At 72.7% G+C, this 15,798-nt stretch carries 15 protein-coding genes and 1 pseudogene; 9 read left to right on the top strand and 7 right to left on the bottom strand.

What is annotated here, in order from left to right; genetic code table 11:
• Positions 1-352 precede the first annotated feature (352 nt).
• From tilS to folE, 4 genes are all read left to right on the top strand, one after another.
• On the top strand, positions 353-1,435 hold the full coding sequence (tilS, locus tag ACZ462_RS25610; protein WP_467809710.1) for a tRNA lysidine(34) synthetase TilS: 1,083 nt from the start codon (positions 353-355) through the stop codon (positions 1,433-1,435).
• 66 nt (positions 1,436-1,501) lie between these two features.
• Positions 1,502-2,062, top strand: coding sequence for a hypoxanthine phosphoribosyltransferase (gene hpt, locus ACZ462_RS25615; RefSeq protein ID WP_114053543.1), 561 nt, complete (start codon positions 1,502-1,504; stop codon positions 2,060-2,062).
• Positions 2,063-2,268: 206 nt separating this feature from the next.
• Positions 2,269-4,281 carry an ATP-dependent zinc metalloprotease FtsH gene (ftsH, locus tag ACZ462_RS25620; RefSeq protein ID WP_125541794.1) on the top strand — a complete coding sequence of 671 codons (2,013 nt, stop codon included), beginning with the start codon at positions 2,269-2,271 and terminating at the stop codon, positions 4,279-4,281.
• A 109-nt stretch (positions 4,282-4,390) separates the two neighbouring features.
• Complete coding sequence (folE, locus tag ACZ462_RS25625; protein WP_467809711.1) at positions 4,391-4,996, top strand: GTP cyclohydrolase I FolE; 606 nt, start codon at positions 4,391-4,393, stop codon at positions 4,994-4,996.
• A gap of 75 nt (positions 4,997-5,071) precedes the next feature.
• Here the strand turns inward: folE and ACZ462_RS25630 are convergent, their stop codons facing one another.
• The 6 genes from ACZ462_RS25630 to ACZ462_RS25655 all read right to left on the bottom strand — a co-directional run bounded on the left by ACZ462_RS25630 (position 5,072) and on the right by ACZ462_RS25655 (position 10,123).
• Entirely contained in the window at positions 5,072-5,563 is a 492-nt protein-coding gene (locus ACZ462_RS25630; protein WP_114053546.1) for a DUF3180 domain-containing protein, read from the bottom strand.
• A 61-nt stretch (positions 5,564-5,624) separates the two neighbouring features.
• The gene (gene folK, locus ACZ462_RS25635; RefSeq protein WP_114053547.1) at positions 5,625-6,233 is read right to left on the bottom strand and encodes a 2-amino-4-hydroxy-6-hydroxymethyldihydropteridine diphosphokinase; all 609 of its coding nucleotides are present in this window, start codon (positions 6,231-6,233) and stop codon (positions 5,625-5,627) included.
• The gene (gene folB, locus ACZ462_RS25640; protein ID WP_365506258.1) at positions 6,230-6,589 is read right to left on the bottom strand and encodes a dihydroneopterin aldolase; all 360 of its coding nucleotides are present in this window, start codon (positions 6,587-6,589) and stop codon (positions 6,230-6,232) included. Before folB ends, folK begins: the two co-directional genes overlap by 4 nt.
• Before the next feature lie 128 nt (positions 6,590-6,717).
• A complete protein-coding gene (locus ACZ462_RS25645) occupies positions 6,718-7,161 on the bottom strand; it encodes a nuclear transport factor 2 family protein (protein WP_467809712.1) in 444 nt (147 codons plus the stop codon).
• A 43-nt stretch (positions 7,162-7,204) separates the two neighbouring features.
• A complete protein-coding gene (folP, locus tag ACZ462_RS25650; RefSeq protein WP_467809713.1) occupies positions 7,205-8,077 on the bottom strand; it encodes a dihydropteroate synthase in 873 nt (290 codons plus the stop codon).
• Between the two features lie 186 nt (positions 8,078-8,263).
• Positions 8,264-10,123, bottom strand: coding sequence for a phosphatidylglycerol lysyltransferase domain-containing protein (locus ACZ462_RS25655; RefSeq protein WP_467809714.1), 1,860 nt, complete (start codon positions 10,121-10,123; stop codon positions 8,264-8,266).
• 155 nt (positions 10,124-10,278) lie between these two features.
• Here ACZ462_RS25655 and ACZ462_RS25660 point away from each other — a divergent pair, with 155 nt between their 5' ends.
• The gene (locus ACZ462_RS25660) at positions 10,279-11,388 is read left to right on the top strand and encodes an alpha/beta hydrolase (RefSeq protein WP_467809715.1); all 1,110 of its coding nucleotides are present in this window, start codon (positions 10,279-10,281) and stop codon (positions 11,386-11,388) included.
• Positions 11,389-11,482: 94 nt separating this feature from the next.
• Here the strand turns inward: ACZ462_RS25660 and ACZ462_RS25665 are convergent, their stop codons facing one another.
• Positions 11,483-12,454 carry an ABC transporter ATP-binding protein gene (locus tag ACZ462_RS25665; protein WP_467809716.1) on the bottom strand — a complete coding sequence of 324 codons (972 nt, stop codon included), beginning with the start codon at positions 12,452-12,454 and terminating at the stop codon, positions 11,483-11,485.
• Between the two features lie 165 nt (positions 12,455-12,619).
• Here ACZ462_RS25665 and ACZ462_RS25670 point away from each other — a divergent pair, with 165 nt between their 5' ends.
• The 4 genes and pseudogenes from ACZ462_RS25670 to ACZ462_RS25685 form a co-directional block, all read left to right on the top strand.
• Positions 12,620-13,342, top strand: a complete 723-nt coding sequence (locus ACZ462_RS25670; RefSeq protein ID WP_467809717.1) for an ABC transporter permease — start codon at positions 12,620-12,622, stop codon at positions 13,340-13,342.
• A 2-nt stretch (positions 13,343-13,344) separates the two neighbouring features.
• Positions 13,345-14,010, top strand: a complete 666-nt coding sequence (locus tag ACZ462_RS25675; RefSeq protein WP_467809718.1) for an ABC transporter permease — start codon at positions 13,345-13,347, stop codon at positions 14,008-14,010.
• A gap of 42 nt (positions 14,011-14,052) precedes the next feature.
• Positions 14,053-15,030: an ABC transporter substrate-binding protein gene (locus tag ACZ462_RS25680; RefSeq protein ID WP_467809719.1), complete on the top strand. Its 978-nt coding sequence runs from the start codon at positions 14,053-14,055 to the stop codon at positions 15,028-15,030.
• 89 nt (positions 15,031-15,119) lie between these two features.
• Positions 15,120-15,701: pseudogene (locus ACZ462_RS25685) on the top strand (hypothetical protein); the annotation flags it as partial.
• Between the last annotated feature and the right edge of the window lie 97 nt (positions 15,702-15,798).

The raw sequence follows: 15,798 nt of genomic DNA on the forward strand, positions 1-15,798 counted from the left end.
TGCGGTGCATCGCAAGGCGGAGGGCCGCGGCGCGTACGGGGCGTACGAGCGCGGTCCGGCAACGCCGCGAGGCGCCGGGCCGGGCGCCGCGACCCGGTGAACTCTCCCGGTCACGGCACCAGGGGCGGCGAAGCGGGCGAAGGGGAGTGACCCGGCAGGCGTAAACCTGTCTCATGGAGGGAACGAGCGTCACCCGTCCGAGGGACCGTGAGGCGTGGAAGGGCGTGCGATGCTCAGGGAACGGCTCGGTTCTGTCACCATCGACGCACTCTGAGTGACAACCGCCATCCCCGCGGAGGCCGCTCCCGGCCTCCCACGGCATCTGACGAAACTCCACCGAAGGGCACCGGACATGGGTCCCCATCCTGCGGTCGCGGCGATACGCCTGGCGGTCCGCCGCGTTCTCCACGACGTCCTGACCGACCTCACCGAACGGCCCGCCGACCGAGGCGGCGCCGGCCGGGGCGCGCTCCACCCGGCGCCCGGGGGAGGCACCCCGCCGCTCGTCCTCGTCGCCTGCTCCGGCGGCGCCGACTCCATGGCCCTCGCCTCGGCGCTCGCCTTCGAGGCGCCCAAGCTGGGCATCCGGGCCGGCGGCGTCACCATCGACCACGGCCTCCAGCCCGGCTCGGACCTGCGGGCGGCCGAGGTCGCCACCCGCATGGCCGCCCTGGGCCTGGACCCGGTCGAGGCGGTCACCGTGCGCGTCGGCCGCGAGGGCGGTCCCGAGGCCGCCGCCCGGGACGCCCGCTACGCCGCCCTGGACGACGCCGCGAACCGGTTCGGCGCCGCCGCCGTGCTGCTCGGCCACACGCGGGACGATCAAGCGGAAACCGTCCTGCTGGGGCTGGCCCGGGGTTCCGGAATCCGCTCCCTGTCCGGCATGCCCGAGGTGTCCGCCGGCCCCGGCGGCCAGGGCGCCCCCGGCCGCACCCACCGCTACCGCCGCCCCTTCCTCCGGGTCGACCGGCAGACCGCCCGCAAGGCGTGCATGGTCCAGTCGCTGCCCGTGTGGGACGACCCGCACAACATCGACCCCGCCTACACCCGCTCCCGGCTGCGGCACGAGGGACTGCCCGCGCTGGAGAAGGCCCTCGGCAAGGGCGTCGTCGAGGCGCTCGCCCGCACCGCCCAGCTCTCCCGCGACGACGCGGACGCCCTCGACGCCTGGGCGGCCGAGGCCGAGGCCGGCGTACGCGACGACGACGGACGGCTGGAGTGCGCCAAGCTCTACGCCCTGCCCCCGGCCGTCCGCCGCCGCGTGCTGCGCCGGGCCGTGGTCGCGGCGGGCTCCCCGGCCGGCTCCCTCTTCGCCCGCCACATCGAGGAAGTCGACCGGCTCATCACCGGATGGCGGGGCCAGGGCGCCATCAACCTGCCCGGCCGGGTCGAGGCCCGGCGCCAGGGTGGCAGACTTGTCATCCGGCAGGGCTGATAGGTGCTGAAACACGGCTGAGTCCTCCGGGGTCGCCCCCCGGGGTCCCGGCCGACAACGAAAGTGATGCGGGTGGACGAGAAGGACATGGGCAGCGACCTGGCGTCGGTGCTCATCACCAAGGAAGAGATCGACGCGAAGCTGGCCGAGCTGGCCGCGAAGATCGACGCGGAGTACGCGGGCAAGGACCTGCTCATCGTCGGCGTCCTCAAGGGCGCGGTGATGGTGATGGCGGACCTGGCGCGTGCCTTGTCCACCCCGCTCACCATGGACTGGATGGCGGTGTCCTCGTACGGCGCCGGCACCCAGTCCTCCGGCGTGGTGCGGATCCTCAAGGACCTGGACACCGACATCAAGGACAAGCACGTCCTGATCGTCGAGGACATCATCGACTCCGGCCTGACGCTGTCCTGGCTGCTGTCGAACCTGGGCTCCCGCCAGCCGGCCTCCCTGGAGGTCGTCACCCTGCTGCGCAAGCCCGACGCCGCGAAGGTCGCCATCGACGTGAAGTGGGTCGGCTTCGACATCCCGAACGAGTTCGTCGTCGGCTACGGCCTCGACTACGCCGAGAAGTACCGCAACCTGCCGTTCGTCGGCACCCTCGCCCCGCACGTCTACGGCGGCTGACACAGCTCCTGCGCGGGGGCTCCGACCGGGGTCCCCGCCGGGGAACCCCCGGCCGCCCCCCGCCGTTGAAGCAGGGGAAAGCAGTTCTGTCAGCCGTCCCACGGGCCGCGGGTGACAATACAGGGGTACATTCCGAAGAACAGTCTTTACTCACAGCAGCATTTACCTACGGGCAGGAGGGACGGGGCGCCTTGCGTCCCGTATGGATGGACGTGAAGCGATACTTCCGTGGGCCGGTCATGTGGATCGTGCTGGCCGTCCTCGCCGTGGTCGTGTTGATGAACGTCGTCAGCTCAGGCGGCGGCTACAAGTCGGTGGACACCAGCGAGGTCATCAAGGCGATCAACAGTGGCCAGGTGGAGCAGGCGCGCCTGACCACCGGCGACAGCCAGATGATCAAGATTGACCTGAAGAAGAACGAGAAGCTCGGCGACAAGTCCGGCACGAAGTTCCAGGCCAACTACATCGGAGACCAGGGCGTGCAGCTCGCCCAGAGCCTCCAGACCAAGTACGAAGCAGGTCAGATCCCCGACGGGTACTCCGTCGCCCCGGACAAGACCAGCCCCTTCCTGAGCGTGCTGCTCTCGCTCCTGCCCTTCGTCCTCATCGTGGTCGTCTTCCTGTTCCTGATGAACCAGATGCAGGGCGGCGGCTCCCGGGTGATGAACTTCGGCAAGTCGAAGGCCAAGCTCATCACCAAGGACACCCCGAAGACGACCTTCGCGGACGTCGCCGGATCGGACGAGGCCGTCGAGGAGCTCCACGAGATCAAGGAGTTCCTCCAGGAGCCGGCCAAGTTCCAGGCCGTCGGCGCGAAGATCCCCAAGGGCGTCCTGCTCTACGGCCCGCCCGGCACGGGCAAGACCCTGCTGGCGCGCGCCGTCGCCGGCGAGGCGGGCGTCCCGTTCTACTCGATCTCCGGTTCCGACTTCGTCGAGATGTTCGTCGGCGTCGGCGCCTCCCGTGTGCGCGACCTGTTCGAGCAGGCGAAGGCCAACGCCCCGGCGATCGTCTTCGTCGACGAGATCGACGCCGTCGGCCGGCACCGCGGTGCGGGCCTCGGCGGCGGCCACGACGAGCGCGAGCAGACCCTGAACCAGCTGCTCGTCGAGATGGACGGCTTCGACGTCAAGGGCGGCGTCATCCTGATCGCCGCCACGAACCGCCCGGACATCCTCGACCCGGCGCTGCTGCGCCCGGGCCGCTTCGACCGGCAGATCGCCGTCGACCGGCCGGACATGCAGGGCCGCCTGGAGATCCTCAAGGTCCACCAGAAGGGCAAGCCGGTCGCCCCGGACGTCGACCTGTCGGCCGTCGCCCGGCGCACCCCCGGCTTCACCGGTGCCGACCTGTCGAACGTGCTGAACGAGGCCGCGCTGCTCACGGCCCGCTCGGACAAGAAGCTGATCGACAACCACATGCTGGACGAGGCGATCGACCGCGTCGTGGCGGGCCCGCAGAAGCGGACCCGGATCATGTCCGACAAGGAGAAGAAGATCACCGCGTACCACGAGGGCGGCCACGCCCTGGTGGCGGCGGCGTCCCCGAACTCCGACCCGGTCCACAAGATCACGATCCTGTCCCGCGGCCGGGCCCTGGGCTACACGATGGTCCTGCCGGACGAGGACAAGTACTCGACCACGCGCAACGAGATGCTCGACCAGCTGGCCTACATGCTGGGCGGCCGCGCGGCGGAGGAACTGGTCTTCCACGACCCGACCACCGGCGCCGCGAACGACATCGAGAAGGCCACGGCCACGGCCCGCGCGATGGTCACCCAGTACGGCATGACCGAGCGGCTGGGTGCGATCAAGTTCGGCGGCGACAACACCGAGCCGTTCCTGGGGCGCGAGATGGCGCACCAGCGGGACTACTCGGAAGAGGTCGCGGCGCTGGTCGACGAAGAGGTCAAGAAGCTCATCGAGACCGCGCACAACGAGGCCTGGGAGATCCTGGTCGAGAACCGGGACGTGCTCGACAACCTGGTCCTGGCCCTCCTGGAGAAGGAGACCCTGGGCAAGGAGGAGATCGCCGAGATCTTCTCCACGGTGGTCAAGCGCCCGGCCCGCCCGGCCTGGACCGGCTCGGCGCACCGCACCCCGTCGACCCGCCCGCCGGTGCTCTCCCCGAAGGAGCTCCAGCTGACGAACGCGGCGAACGGCACCTCGGCCGCCGTGTCGGTGGAGAAGGAGCCTGTCACGGAGGACCGCGCCGAGTAGGCGCAGGCCGGGGCAGGTCCCGGAATGGAAGCCGCGCCCCCCGGGTTCTAGCCTGGGGGGCGCGGCATTTTCGTATGCCCGTGTGAGCGAAGACAGGAACGAGGCACAGATGACCGACCCAGTGACGCTGGACGGCGAGGGCACGATCGGCGTGTTCGACGAGAAGCGGGCCGAAGCAGCCGTCCGCGAGCTCCTCCTGGCGGTCGGCGAGGACCCGGACCGGGAAGGCCTCCTGGAGACGCCGGCGCGCGTGGCCCGGGCCTACCGGGAGATCCTCGCGGGCCTGTGGCAGAAGCCCGAGGACGTCCTGACGACGACGTTCGACCTCGGGCACGACGAGATGGTCCTGGTCAAGGACATCGAGATCGTCTCCCTCTGCGAGCACCACCTGCTGCCCTTCCACGGCGTCGCCCACGTCGGGTACATCCCGGCGGAGAGCGGGAAGATCACCGGGCTGTCCAAGCTGGCCCGCCTCGTCGAGGTCTACGCCCGGCGCCCGCAGGTGCAGGAGCGGCTGACCACGCAGATCGCGGACTCGCTGATGGAGATCCTGGAGGCGCGCGGCGCGATCGTCGTCGTGGAGGCCGAGCACATGTGCATGTCGGTCCGCGGCATCCGCAAGCCGGGCGCGAAGACGACGACCTCGGCGGTCCGCGGCCAGCTCCGCGACTCCGCCACCCGCAGCGAGGCCATGAGCCTGATAATGGCCCGCTGACGCGGCGGCCCCGCCGGTGCGCGGGAGGGCGTGCCGCCCGGTGGCCGGAGCCGCCGGGCGGGGCCCGGGCGGCGGTCAGGCCCGCGAGGGGGCCTGCGGCGGGGCGGTGTCGTCGTCCTCGGGGAGCTTCAGGACGCGCTCCAGGAAAAGGGCGGCGGCGATGACAGCGATGCCCGCGAGGACCGAGAACGCCGCGTACCAGGCCTGGTCCCGGCGGGCGGGCACCTCCAGGCCGTCGGCGAGGAGGAAGACGCCCACGCCGCCGTACATGCCCGCGACGAGCGCCGCGACCAGCGCGCTGGCCTGGCCGAAGACCAGCGCCCGGGCGGCCATCAGCGGCTCGACGCCCTTCGCGTCGGGACGGCGCTCCCGCTGGGCCTTCAGCCGCGAGCGCAGCGACAGCGCCGTGGCGAGCAGCACCACGGCGATCACGCCGAGAACGACGGGCGCCGCCAGGGGGACGCCGGGCAGGCTGCCGTAGGCGTTCCACAGCCGGGCGCCCGCCCAGGACAGCACCCCGGCCACGGCGAAGATGCCCGCCAGGACGGCCGGCTTCAGTTGCTTCACGTGCCCGCTCCCCGCTTTCCGCGCCGGTTCCCCGGCTGTCTGGCAGTGACCAGGCTAACGACTACTCGGGCAGGCGGAGTTCCAGGTCGGGGCGCGGCGTCACGCCGCCGCGGCCGAGCCCGTCCAGCAGGCCGGCGACGGGCCCGCGGCCCGGGATCCGAGCCTCGGGGTCGACGTCGTGCCAGGGGGCCAGCACGAAGGCCCGCTCGTGGGCCCGGGGGTGCGGCAGGGTGAGCACGGGGTCGTCGGAGACGACGTCCGCGTACGCGACGATGTCGACGTCGATGGTGCGGGGGCCCCAGCGCTCCTCGCGGACGCGGTCGAAGGCCTCCTCGATGGCGTGGCCGCGCTCCAGCAGGGAGGACGGCGGCAGGGTCGTCTTCACCAGCGCCACCGCGTTCAGGTACGAGGGCTGCGAACCGGGCTCGACGCCCCACGGCTCGGTCTCGTAGACGGGGGAGACGGCCTTGACGCGGATGCCGGGGGTGTCGCCGAGGGCGTCGACGGCGCCCTGGAGGGTCTCCATCCGGTTGCCCAGGTTGGAGCCGAGGGCGATCACGGCCCACTTCGGGTTGGACAGGGTGACGTCGGCGGCGTCGACGGCTTCGACGACGGACGCCGGCACCGGCTGGACGGTCGGGTCGCTCTGGGCGTTCAGTCCGTTGTTCACGCGCGGCTCCGGGTGATCGTGATGGTCACGTCGTCGAAGGGGACGGTGATCGGCGCGTCCGGCTTGTGGACGACCACCTCCACCTGGGCGACGGCCTCGTGCTTGAGGCACTGCTGGGCGATCCGCTCGGCCAGGGTCTCGATGAGGTCGACGGGCTCGCCCTCGACGACGGCGACGACCTCCTCGGCGACGACGCCGTAGTGGACCGTCTTCGCCAGGTCGTCGTCCGCCGCGGCCGGGCGGGTGTCGATGTGCAGCACGAGGTCGACGATGAAGGTCTGGCCTTCCTCGCGCTCACGGGGGAAGACGCCGTGGTGCCCGCGGGCCTTGAGGCCGCGCAGCGCGACACGATCCACGCGAATCACTCCTGCTTCGTAGTGCTTGCGGTCCGGGACTCCCCGGATCCTTGGGCCTGCGCCGAGTGCGGTCGGCGTCGTCCGCCGTCGAATCTACCTGCGAACGGGGCCCCGGCCTGCCGTAGGGGTCAGCCGGAGGGCTCCTCGTCGTCCTCGTCGGTGTCCGCCAGGACCGGGGATCCGTGGTGGGACCACAGGCGCCAGCCCTCGGATGTGCGTCTGAACACATTCGTGGCGACGACGAGCTGGCCGACGAGCGGGCCGAGTTCGCCGCCGTCCTCGGCGGGCCCCCCGCTGAGGATGTTCTCGGTGCAGGTGACCAGGGCCGTGTCGCCCAGGACGGCGACCTTGGTGTCGGTGAGGAAGAACTGGATGTAGTCGGTGTGCGACATGATCAGCGCGTACGAGCGCAGCACCTCCCCGCGGCCGCTCAGCACGGGCCAGCCGGGGTGCACGCAGGAGACCTCGTCCTCCAGCCAGAGCGCCGACATGGTGTCGAAGTCCCCCTGCTCCATGGCCTCGTAGAAAGCCGTGTTGACCTCTTCGACCGCTTCGATGTCGGTTCTGCTCACCTTGCCCCTTTCCGGGTGGGTCGGGCCTCGGGTGCGGGACCGGTCACAGAGCCCCTTCCACGGCGCGGGCCACCCGAACCGCGTCGGCGGTGGCCCGTACCTCGTGGACCCGTACGGCCCAGGCCCCCTGGTGGGCGGCGATGGCGGAGACGGCCGCGGTGGCGGCGTCGCGCTCGCGGGCCGGCGGCGGCGCGGCGTCGGCGGCACCGGCCAGGACCCGGCCGAGGAATCGTTTGCGCGAGGCGGCGACGAGCAGCGGGAACCCGAGGGCCCGCAGGTCGGGCAGGTGGGCGACGAGGGCCAGGTCGTGCTCGGCGTTCTTCGCGAAGCCGAGCCCGGGGTCGACGACGAGCCGCTCGGGGGCGATGCCGCCGGCGACGACGGCGTCGATGCGGTCGCGGAGCTCGGCGGTGACCTCGGCGAGGACGTCGCCGTAGACGGCGAGGCTGTTCATGCCGGCGCTGAAGCCGCGCCAGTGCATCACGACGAACGGCACCTCGGCGGCGGCCACCGCGGGCACCATCCCGGGGTCGGCGAGGCCGCCGCTGACGTCGTTGACCAGGCGGGCGCCGGCCGCGACGGCCTGCGCGGCGACGGAGGCCCGCATGGTGTCGACGGAGACGGTGACGCCCTCGGAGGCGAGGCCGCGGACCACGGGGACGACGCGGCGCAGCTCCTCCTCCTCGTCGACGCGGGTGGCGCCGGGGCGGGTGGACTCGCCGCCGACGTCGACGAGGTCGGCGCCGTGCGCGACGAGGTCGAGGCCCCGCTTGACGGCGGCGGTCGTGTCGAAGAACCGGCCTCCGTCGGAGAAGGAGTCGGGGGTGACGTTGACGACGCCCATGACCCCGCAGCGGTCCCATTCCGGCAGGCCTGCGACCCGGCCCCTGCCGACGGCCCCGTGCGTGTTGTTCATGGTCCCAGGGTAGGGCTGCCCCGCTCCGGGCACGGCCCGGGCGGCGGCCGGCCGGTTACCCGTGAGTAGGCGCCCGCGGGGCACGGCCCGGGAAAGCACGGAGCCCGGCCCCCGGGCGGACCGGGGGCCGGGCGATGCGTACGACTGCTGCCGCTGATGCCGCGGTGGCGGCGGGCGGGGCGGGGCTCAGGCCGCCTGGACCTCGCGCTCCGGCGCCTTGGCCGGGGCGGCGGCCGCCCGCAGGTGGGCGTGGGCGCAGGTGCGGGCCGGCTTGGGGCGGCGGCGGGCGGCGAAGAGCCGCGGCAGGGCGAGGGTCACGAAGCCCTCGGCCTGCATGGCGGCGAAGCCGATGCGGGGCAGGTCGCCGGTGCTGCGGAAGACCACGAAGCGGGGCTCCCAGCGGGGCCGGAACTTCGCGTTGAACTTGTACAGCGACTCGATCTGGAACCAGCGGGAGAGGAAGACCAGCAGGTTGCGCCACATCCGCAGGACCGGGCCGGCGCCTATCTTCTCGCCGCGGGCCAGGGCGGAGCGGAACATCGCGAAGTTCAGCGAGACCCGCTCGATGCCGAGGGAGGGGGCGGCCTCCAGGGAGGCGACGATCAGCAGCTCGTTCATGCCGGGGTCGGCGGCCCGGTCGCGGCGCATCAGCTCCAGCGACATGCCGTCCTTGCCCCACGGCACGAAGTGCTGGATGGCCTTGAGGTCGCCGAAGGGGCTGGTGTCGCCCTCCTCGGTGCGGTGGGCCGTCGCGATGATGCAGTCGCCGTCCTCCGGGTCGCCGACCCGGCCCAGGGCCATGGAGAAGCCGCGCTCGGTGTCGGTGCCGCGCCAGGCCTCGGCGGCGCCGCGGACCTGCTCCAGCTCCTCCTCGGTCAGGTCGGAGACGCGGCGGACCTTGGTGGTGTAGCCGTTGCGCTCGATGCGCTTCACCATCTGGCGGACGTTGCGCATGGCGCGGCCGGTGAGGGAGAAGTCTTTGACGTCGACGATCGCCTCGTCGCCGAGCTCCAGGGCGTCCAGGCCGGTCTCGCGGGTCCAGACCTCGCCGCCCGTCTCGCTGCAGCCCATGACGGCAGGGGTCCAGGAGTGGGCCTTGGCCTCCTCCATGAACCGCTCGATGGCGCCGGGCCAGGCCTCGACGTCGCCGATCGGGTCGCCGGAGGCGAGCATCACGCCGGAGACCACGCGGTAGGTGACGGCGGCCTTGCCGCTGGGGGAGAAGACGACGGCCTTGTCGCGGCGCAGCGCGAAGTGGCCGAGGGAGTCGCGGCCGCCGTGCCGGGCGAGCAGTTCGCGCAGCTTGGCCTCGTCGTCGGCGGTGAGGCGGGCAGCCGGGTGCTCGGGGCGCAGGGCGAGGTAGATGGTGGTGAGCGCGGTCAGCATGCCGAGGGCGCCGAGGGAGTAGCCGACGGTCCAGGACACCCGTCCGGCGTAATCCACGGGTCCTTCGAAGCCGAACAGGCCATAGATCACATGGGTGATCTGCTCGTAGATCCCCGGACGGCCGATGACGCGGCCGGGGTGGGAGTTGACGATGACGAGTCCGAGGCCGATGGAGCCGGCGCTCATCAGCACGAAGTTGGCCAGCGCCTTCCAGCGGCTGCGCGGGTCGGGCAGCGCCTTGAACTCGCCCTGGTACCGCAGCAGGAGGCCCAGCAGGAGCGCGGCGATGACGACGCCGATGACCGAGTGCCGGTACGTGAACTGCGCCGCGGCGCCCGCGGGCAGCAGGACGACGGCGGCGCGCCAGGCGCGGCGCTTGCGCCGCTTCAGGCCGTGCGCGAGCAGGAGGAGCAGCACGCCCGCGCTGATGGAGAGGGCGGCGGCGAAGGGGCCCAGCGAACCGGGCAGCACCTCGGTGACCGCGTGGATCCGGCTGTGCCTGAACCGCGGGAAGACACCCGCGGCGATGTCGAGGAGGCCGACGATCGTGACGGCCGTACCCACCAGGCCGGGGACCGACTCAGGTCGTGGTCCGCGGAGGATTCGGCGCACTCCGCTCGGAACCTGTCCCGACTTATCGCCATCTATCCTGCTAGACATCGCTTCCCGTTGCTCCGCGAGAGATCATGTGGCCGAAGGCCGCGACGACAGCCTCCGGAGTGTGGTGCGTCCACTAGGACGACGCCGGGGTCGAGCGGGTTCACTCTTTCGCCGAGAAAATCCAGTCCTGCCATCAGAAAGTCGACTGACTGCTCATGGGTCTCACCAGTAACACGGTTCTGGCGCTGGCCGTCGCCGCCGGTGTGCTGCTCTTCGCGGCCACCGTGTACCTCTGGCCCCGGCTCTCGGGCCGCACCTGGCGTGCGCTGCTCGGCCGGATCGGCCTCCTGCTGGCCACCCAGCTGGCGATCTTCGCGGCGGTGGGCCTCGCCGCGAACCAGTCGTTCTCCTTCTACGGCTCCTGGGCGGACCTGCTCGGCAAGGAGACCTCCGTCGGCAAGGTCGTCGACCACTCCCTGAGCAGCAAGGACATCAAGGTCGTCGACAAGCAGAAGCTCGACGTCCCGGGCGGCGCCCAGCCCCAGGTGGGCGGCCAGATCCTCAAGGTCTCCATAACCGGCGAGAAGTCGAAGATAACGAGCCCCGGTTACGTGTGGCTGCCGCCGGAGTACTTCCAGCCGCAGCACAAGGACGCCAACTTCCCGGCCTCCATCGTGCTGACCGGCTACCCGGGCACCGCGGAGAACCTGATCAAAGGGCTGAACTACCCGATGACGGCCTTCAAGCAGGCCAAGGCGGGCAAGATGAAGCCGATGATCCTGGTCATGCTGCGCCCGACCGTCGCGCCGCCGCGGGACACCGAGTGCGTCGACATACCCGGCGGCCCGCAGACCGAGACCTTCTTCGCGCAGGACCTGCCCCAGGCCATCCAGAGCACCTTCCGGGTCGGCAAGAAGCCGGAGAACATGGGCTTCATCGGCAACTCCACCGGCGGCTACTGCGCCCTGAAGATCGCCGCGCACTACCCGCAGACGTTCGGTGCCGCGGCCGGCCTGTCCGCGTACTACGAGGCCCCGAACGACGCCACCACGGGCAACCTGTTCCAGGGCGACGACAACCTGAGGAAGCGCGCCGACATCCTCCACAGCATGGAGCGCAAGCAGCCGGCGGGCACCTCGTTCCTCGTCACCAGCAGCGAGCAGGGCGAGCCGAACCTGGAGGACACCCGCAAGTTCATCAAGCTGGTGAAGGGCCCGGACCGGGTCTCGTCGATCATCCTCGACAGCGGCGGCCACAACTTCAACACCTGGCGCCGCGAGATCCCGCCCATGCTGGTGTGGATGAGCAACCGCATCCAGGCCTGACCGCCGCCCCGGGAGCACCGGGGCGGCGCCTTCACACCCGGACGAGACCGGCCCCCGCGGCCGGTCTTCCGCGTTACCGGGGCCTGCCGCCCCGTCAGGAGCCGCCGTCCTCCGCGGCCTCCGCGCGCCGCAGCGCCCGGTGCACACCCTGCGGGGTCAGGACGCCGGCGAGCCGCCCCGACTCCGGGTCCGCGACCCCGATCCGCCCCGCGTCCTGCCGGAGCAGTGCGGCCAGCGCCTCGCGCAGCGAGGACCCCAGCGGCACCGTGGCCGCCGGGGCCGGCCCCTCGGCCGGCTCCAGGTCCCCGGCCCGGACGGGGGTGACGGCCAGCCGCTTCAGGCCGCGGTCCGCGCCGACGAAGGAGGCCACGTACGCGTTGGCGGGCGCGCCGAGCACGGCGGCCGGGCGGTCGAACTGCTCGATGGTGCCCGCCCCGTACACGGCGATGCGGTCGCCGAGCCGGACCGCCTCGTCCAGGTCGTGCGTGACCAGCAGGATCGTCTTGCGCACCGTCCTCTGCAGGGCCAGGAACTCGTTCTGGAGGCGCTCGCGGACCACCGGGTCCACCGCGCCGAACGGCTCGTCCATCAGCAGCACCGGCGGATCCGCGGCGAGTGCGCGGGCCACCCCGACGCGCTGGCGCTGCCCGCCGGACAGCTGGGCGGGGTAGCGGCCCCCGTACACGGAGGGGTCCAGGCCCACCAGTTCGAGGAGTTCGGCGGCGCGGGCGCGGGCGGCGGCCTTCGGGGTGCCGACGAGCTGCGGAACGGTCGCCGTGTTCTCCAGCACCGTCCTGTGCGGGAAGAGCCCCACCTGCTGGATGACGTAGCCGATGCGGCGGCGCAGCTGCACCGGGTCGGCGGCCGCGATGTCCTCGCCGCCGAGCAGGATCCGGCCGGAGGTGGGCTCGACCAGCCGGTTCACCATCTTCATGGTGGTGGTCTTCCCGCAGCCCGACGGGCCCACGAGGGTGACCAGTTCGCCCTCGGCCACCTCGAACGAGAGGTCGTCGACGGCCGTCGTCCCATCGGCGTAGCGCTTGGTCACGTGCTCGAATCGGATCACCCCGCCATCCTTGCGCACCCGCGGCGCGGACGGGTGGCGGGAGGTGACGGGTGTGTTGCCCCTGTGCGAATGGTTCCGGCCACCCGGGGAACCGGGGGATAGGGTCGCGGAGGACGCCCGGTTCCAGACGGGCGTACGAGCGGCGGCACGGTGAGGGGGTGGGCGATGGCCGGGCAGGGCTGCCTGGTGGCGAACGACTGGCTGTGCTGGGAGTACGTCGCCTCCCGCTCCGAGGAGCTCACCGACGCCACGGTCCAGCATGTGTGGATCACCGCGGCGTCCGTCCTGATCGGCCTCGCCGTGGCCGTGCCCCTGGCCCTGCTGGCCCGCCGGGGCCGGCGCTGGGCCGCGCCCGTGCTCGGACTCACCACCCTGCTCTACACGATCCCCTCGCTGGCCATGTTCTCCCTGCTGCTGCCGCTCTTCGGGCTGTCGGCGGCCCTCGTCGTCACCGGCCTGGTGCTGTACTCGCTGACGATCCTGGTCCGCAACACCCTGGCCGGGCTGGAGGCCGTCCCCGAGGAGGTGCGGGAGGCCGCCCGCGGCATGGGGTACGGGCCGGGCCGGCTGCTGTGGCAGGTCGAACTCCCCCTCGCGCTGCCCGCGCTGCTCGCCGGGGTGCGGATCGCGACCGTCTCCACCGTCGCCCTGACCACCATCGGCTCCATCGTCGGCAAGGGCGGCCTCGGCAACCTCATCGCCCCGGCTGTCAGCAGCGACTTCAAGGCCCAGGTGCTCACCGCCTCCCTGCTGTGCGTGCTGCTCGCCCTTGCCGCGGACCTGCTGCTCCTCGGCGTGCAGCGGCTCCTCACCCCGTGGGCGCGCGCGGCCGGCGCCGACCCAGGCGCCGCGGGCCGGCGGCGGGCGCACCGGAACGGGGAGGTCTGAACGTGGGCGTACCCGGCAGGGTCTTCGACTGGCTGGCGGACGGCGCCAACTGGTCCGGCGAGAACGGCGTGTGGCACCGGCTCGCCGAGCACGCCCTGGTCAGCGGGACGGCCCTGGCGCTCGCCTGCGCCCTCGCGCTGCCCGCCGGACTGTGGCTCGGCCACACCGGCCGGGGCGGGGCCCTGGCCGTGAACCTCTCCAACATCGGGCGCGCCGTACCGGTGTTCGCGGTACTGGCCCTGTTCATGGTCTCCCCGCTGCGCAGCGCCGGCAATGTGCCGACCGTCGCCGCCCTCGTCCTCTTCGCGGTCCCGCCGCTGCTGACCAACGCCTACGTCGGCGTGCGCGGCGTGGACCGGTCCGTCGTCGAGGCCGCCCGCGGCATGGGCATGTCCGCGGGCCAGCTGCTCCTGCGGGTCGAACTGCCCCTGGCGCGCCCGCTGGTGATGACCGGGGTGCGGTCGGCCGCCGTGCAGGTCGTCGCGACGGCCACGATCGCCGCGATGGTCGGCCAGGGCGGCCTCGGCCGGATCATCACGGCCGGGTTCAACACCTACAACACCCCCCAGGTCGTGGCGGGCGCCCTGCTCGTGGCGGGCCTCGCGCTGCTCGTCGAGGGCGTCCTCGTCGCCGTCGACCGGCTGTTCCCCCGCCCGGCGGCGCGCTGACGCACCCGCCCCGCGACCGTACCCACCTCTGGAGGAGCACCCATGAGCAAGCCCGTCCGCGCCCTCGGCGCCGCCCTCGGGGCGCTGGCCCTGGCCGCCTCGCTCACCGCCTGCGGCGGCGACAGCCTGGAGAAGAGCAAGGACGCCGCGGCGGCCTCCGGCGGGGCGGGCGGAGGAAAGGGCGCCCTCGTGGTCGGGGCGGCCGGGTTCACCGAGTCGAACGTGCTCGCCGAGCTGTACGCGCAGGTACTGCGCCACGCCGGCTACAGCACCTCCGTCACCACGGTCAACAACCGCGAGCTGTACGAGCCTTCGCTGGAGAAGGGCGAGATCGACGTGGTGCCCGAGTACGCCGCCACGCTCGCCGAGTTCCTCAACGCCAAGGTCAACGGGCCGAACGCGCCGCAGGAGAAGCCGGCCGCGTCCAGCGACGCCGCGGCGACCGTCGCCGCCTTGGAGAAGCTCGCCGCCCCCCTCGGCCTGAAGGTCCTCCCGGCGGGCGGGGCCGTCGACCAGAACGCCTTCGCCGTGTCGAAGGAGTACGCCGCGAAGAACAACCTGAAGACCCTCTCCGACCTCGGCAAATCCGGGCTTCCGGTGCGGATCGCCGCCGGCGACGAGTGCTCCGTGCGGCCCTTCTGCGCGCCGGGGCTGAAGACGGCGTACGGGATCTCGGTCTCCGGCATCGACCCGAAGGGCGTCGGCACCCCGCAGGCCAAGCAGGCCGTCAAGGACGGCACCGCCCAGCTGGTCCTCACCACGACCACGGACGCCACGCTGGACGGCTACGGCCTGGTCCTGCTGGAGGACGACCGCAAGCTCCAGAACGCCGACAACGTCCTGCCGGTGGTCAACGCCAGGGACGCGGGCGCGCCCGAGGTCGCGGCGGCCCTCGACGGCCTGACGAGGACCCTGACGACCGCCGACCTCGCCGACCTCAACCGCCGGGTCGACGCCCTGCGGGAGAAGCCCGCGGACGTCGCGAAGGCCTACCTGAAGGCCAAGGGGCTGGCCGGCTGACGGGCGCGCGGGCGCGCCGGGCAACGGGCCGGGAACAGATTGCCCGCCGACACCCCCACACGACCCCCACGCCCTGTAAATTTCTGGCCATGCCCCGTGGACGCCACCGCAACCCCGAACCCCTGCACCGGCTGCTCACCCCGACGGCCGTCGCCGGTGTGTCCCTCGCCGGCGCGGCCGCGGCCTGGCTGGTCGACCAGCCCGTGGCGCTGCGGCTGCTCACGGCCCTCGCGGCGGCCGCGGGCACCGCGGGAGCCGTCCTCATGCGCAGCTGGGACCGCGCCGCGGGTAGGCGCGTCGCCGAACTGGCGCGCGAGCGCGTCAAGGACGAGTGGCGGACCGAGGAGCGGATCGCCGAGCTGGAGGTCGCCCTCGAAGAGGCCCGCGTCCTGCGCGGCAGGCTCGACGCCAAGCTGCGGGCCAAGCGGGTCGAACTCGCGGGCCTGCGCGGCGAGCACGCGGCGCTGCTGCGCCGCTACGCCACCGCCGAGACCGAGCGGGCCAGCGCGCTGGAGGGCCGCCGCCTCCTGGCCGCCGGGGCCTCCGCGGGCCCGGCCGACGCCCCCAAGGCGCTCCCGGCGGTCACCGAAGGGCGCACGTCGAGCGGGGCGCCCACCTCTGTCGGGTACGCCCGCGCCCACGCGGCCCTCGCCGCCCTGGCCCGCAAGGCCGAGGAGCGGGGCGGGGGGGGGGGGGGGGGGGGGGGGGGGGGGGGGGGGGGGGGGGGGGGGGGGGGGGGGGGGGAGAGAGCAGGGAGGGCAGAAAAAC

The organism is Streptomyces sp. NPDC031121, assembly GCF_055570615.1.

Coding starts and splice junctions, on each gene's coding strand:
- folP (WP_467809713.1), bottom strand. CDS start 8,077: ATGAACAACACGCACGGGGCCGTCGGCAGGGGCCGGGTCGCAGGCCTG.
- hpt (WP_114053543.1), top strand. CDS start 1,502: ATGCGGGTGGACGAGAAGGACATGGGCAGCGACCTGGCGTCGGTGCTC.
- ACZ462_RS25680 (WP_467809719.1), top strand. CDS start 14,053: ATGAGCAAGCCCGTCCGCGCCCTCGGCGCCGCCCTCGGGGCGCTGGCC.
- ftsH (WP_125541794.1), top strand. CDS start 2,269: ATGGACGTGAAGCGATACTTCCGTGGGCCGGTCATGTGGATCGTGCTG.
- ACZ462_RS25670 (WP_467809717.1), top strand. CDS start 12,620: ATGGCCGGGCAGGGCTGCCTGGTGGCGAACGACTGGCTGTGCTGGGAG.
- folE (WP_467809711.1), top strand. CDS start 4,391: ATGACCGACCCAGTGACGCTGGACGGCGAGGGCACGATCGGCGTGTTC.
- ACZ462_RS25655 (WP_467809714.1), bottom strand. CDS start 10,123: ATGTCTAGCAGGATAGATGGCGATAAGTCGGGACAGGTTCCGAGCGGA.
- ACZ462_RS25660 (WP_467809715.1), top strand. CDS start 10,279: ATGGGTCTCACCAGTAACACGGTTCTGGCGCTGGCCGTCGCCGCCGGT.
- tilS (WP_467809710.1), top strand. CDS start 353: ATGGGTCCCCATCCTGCGGTCGCGGCGATACGCCTGGCGGTCCGCCGC.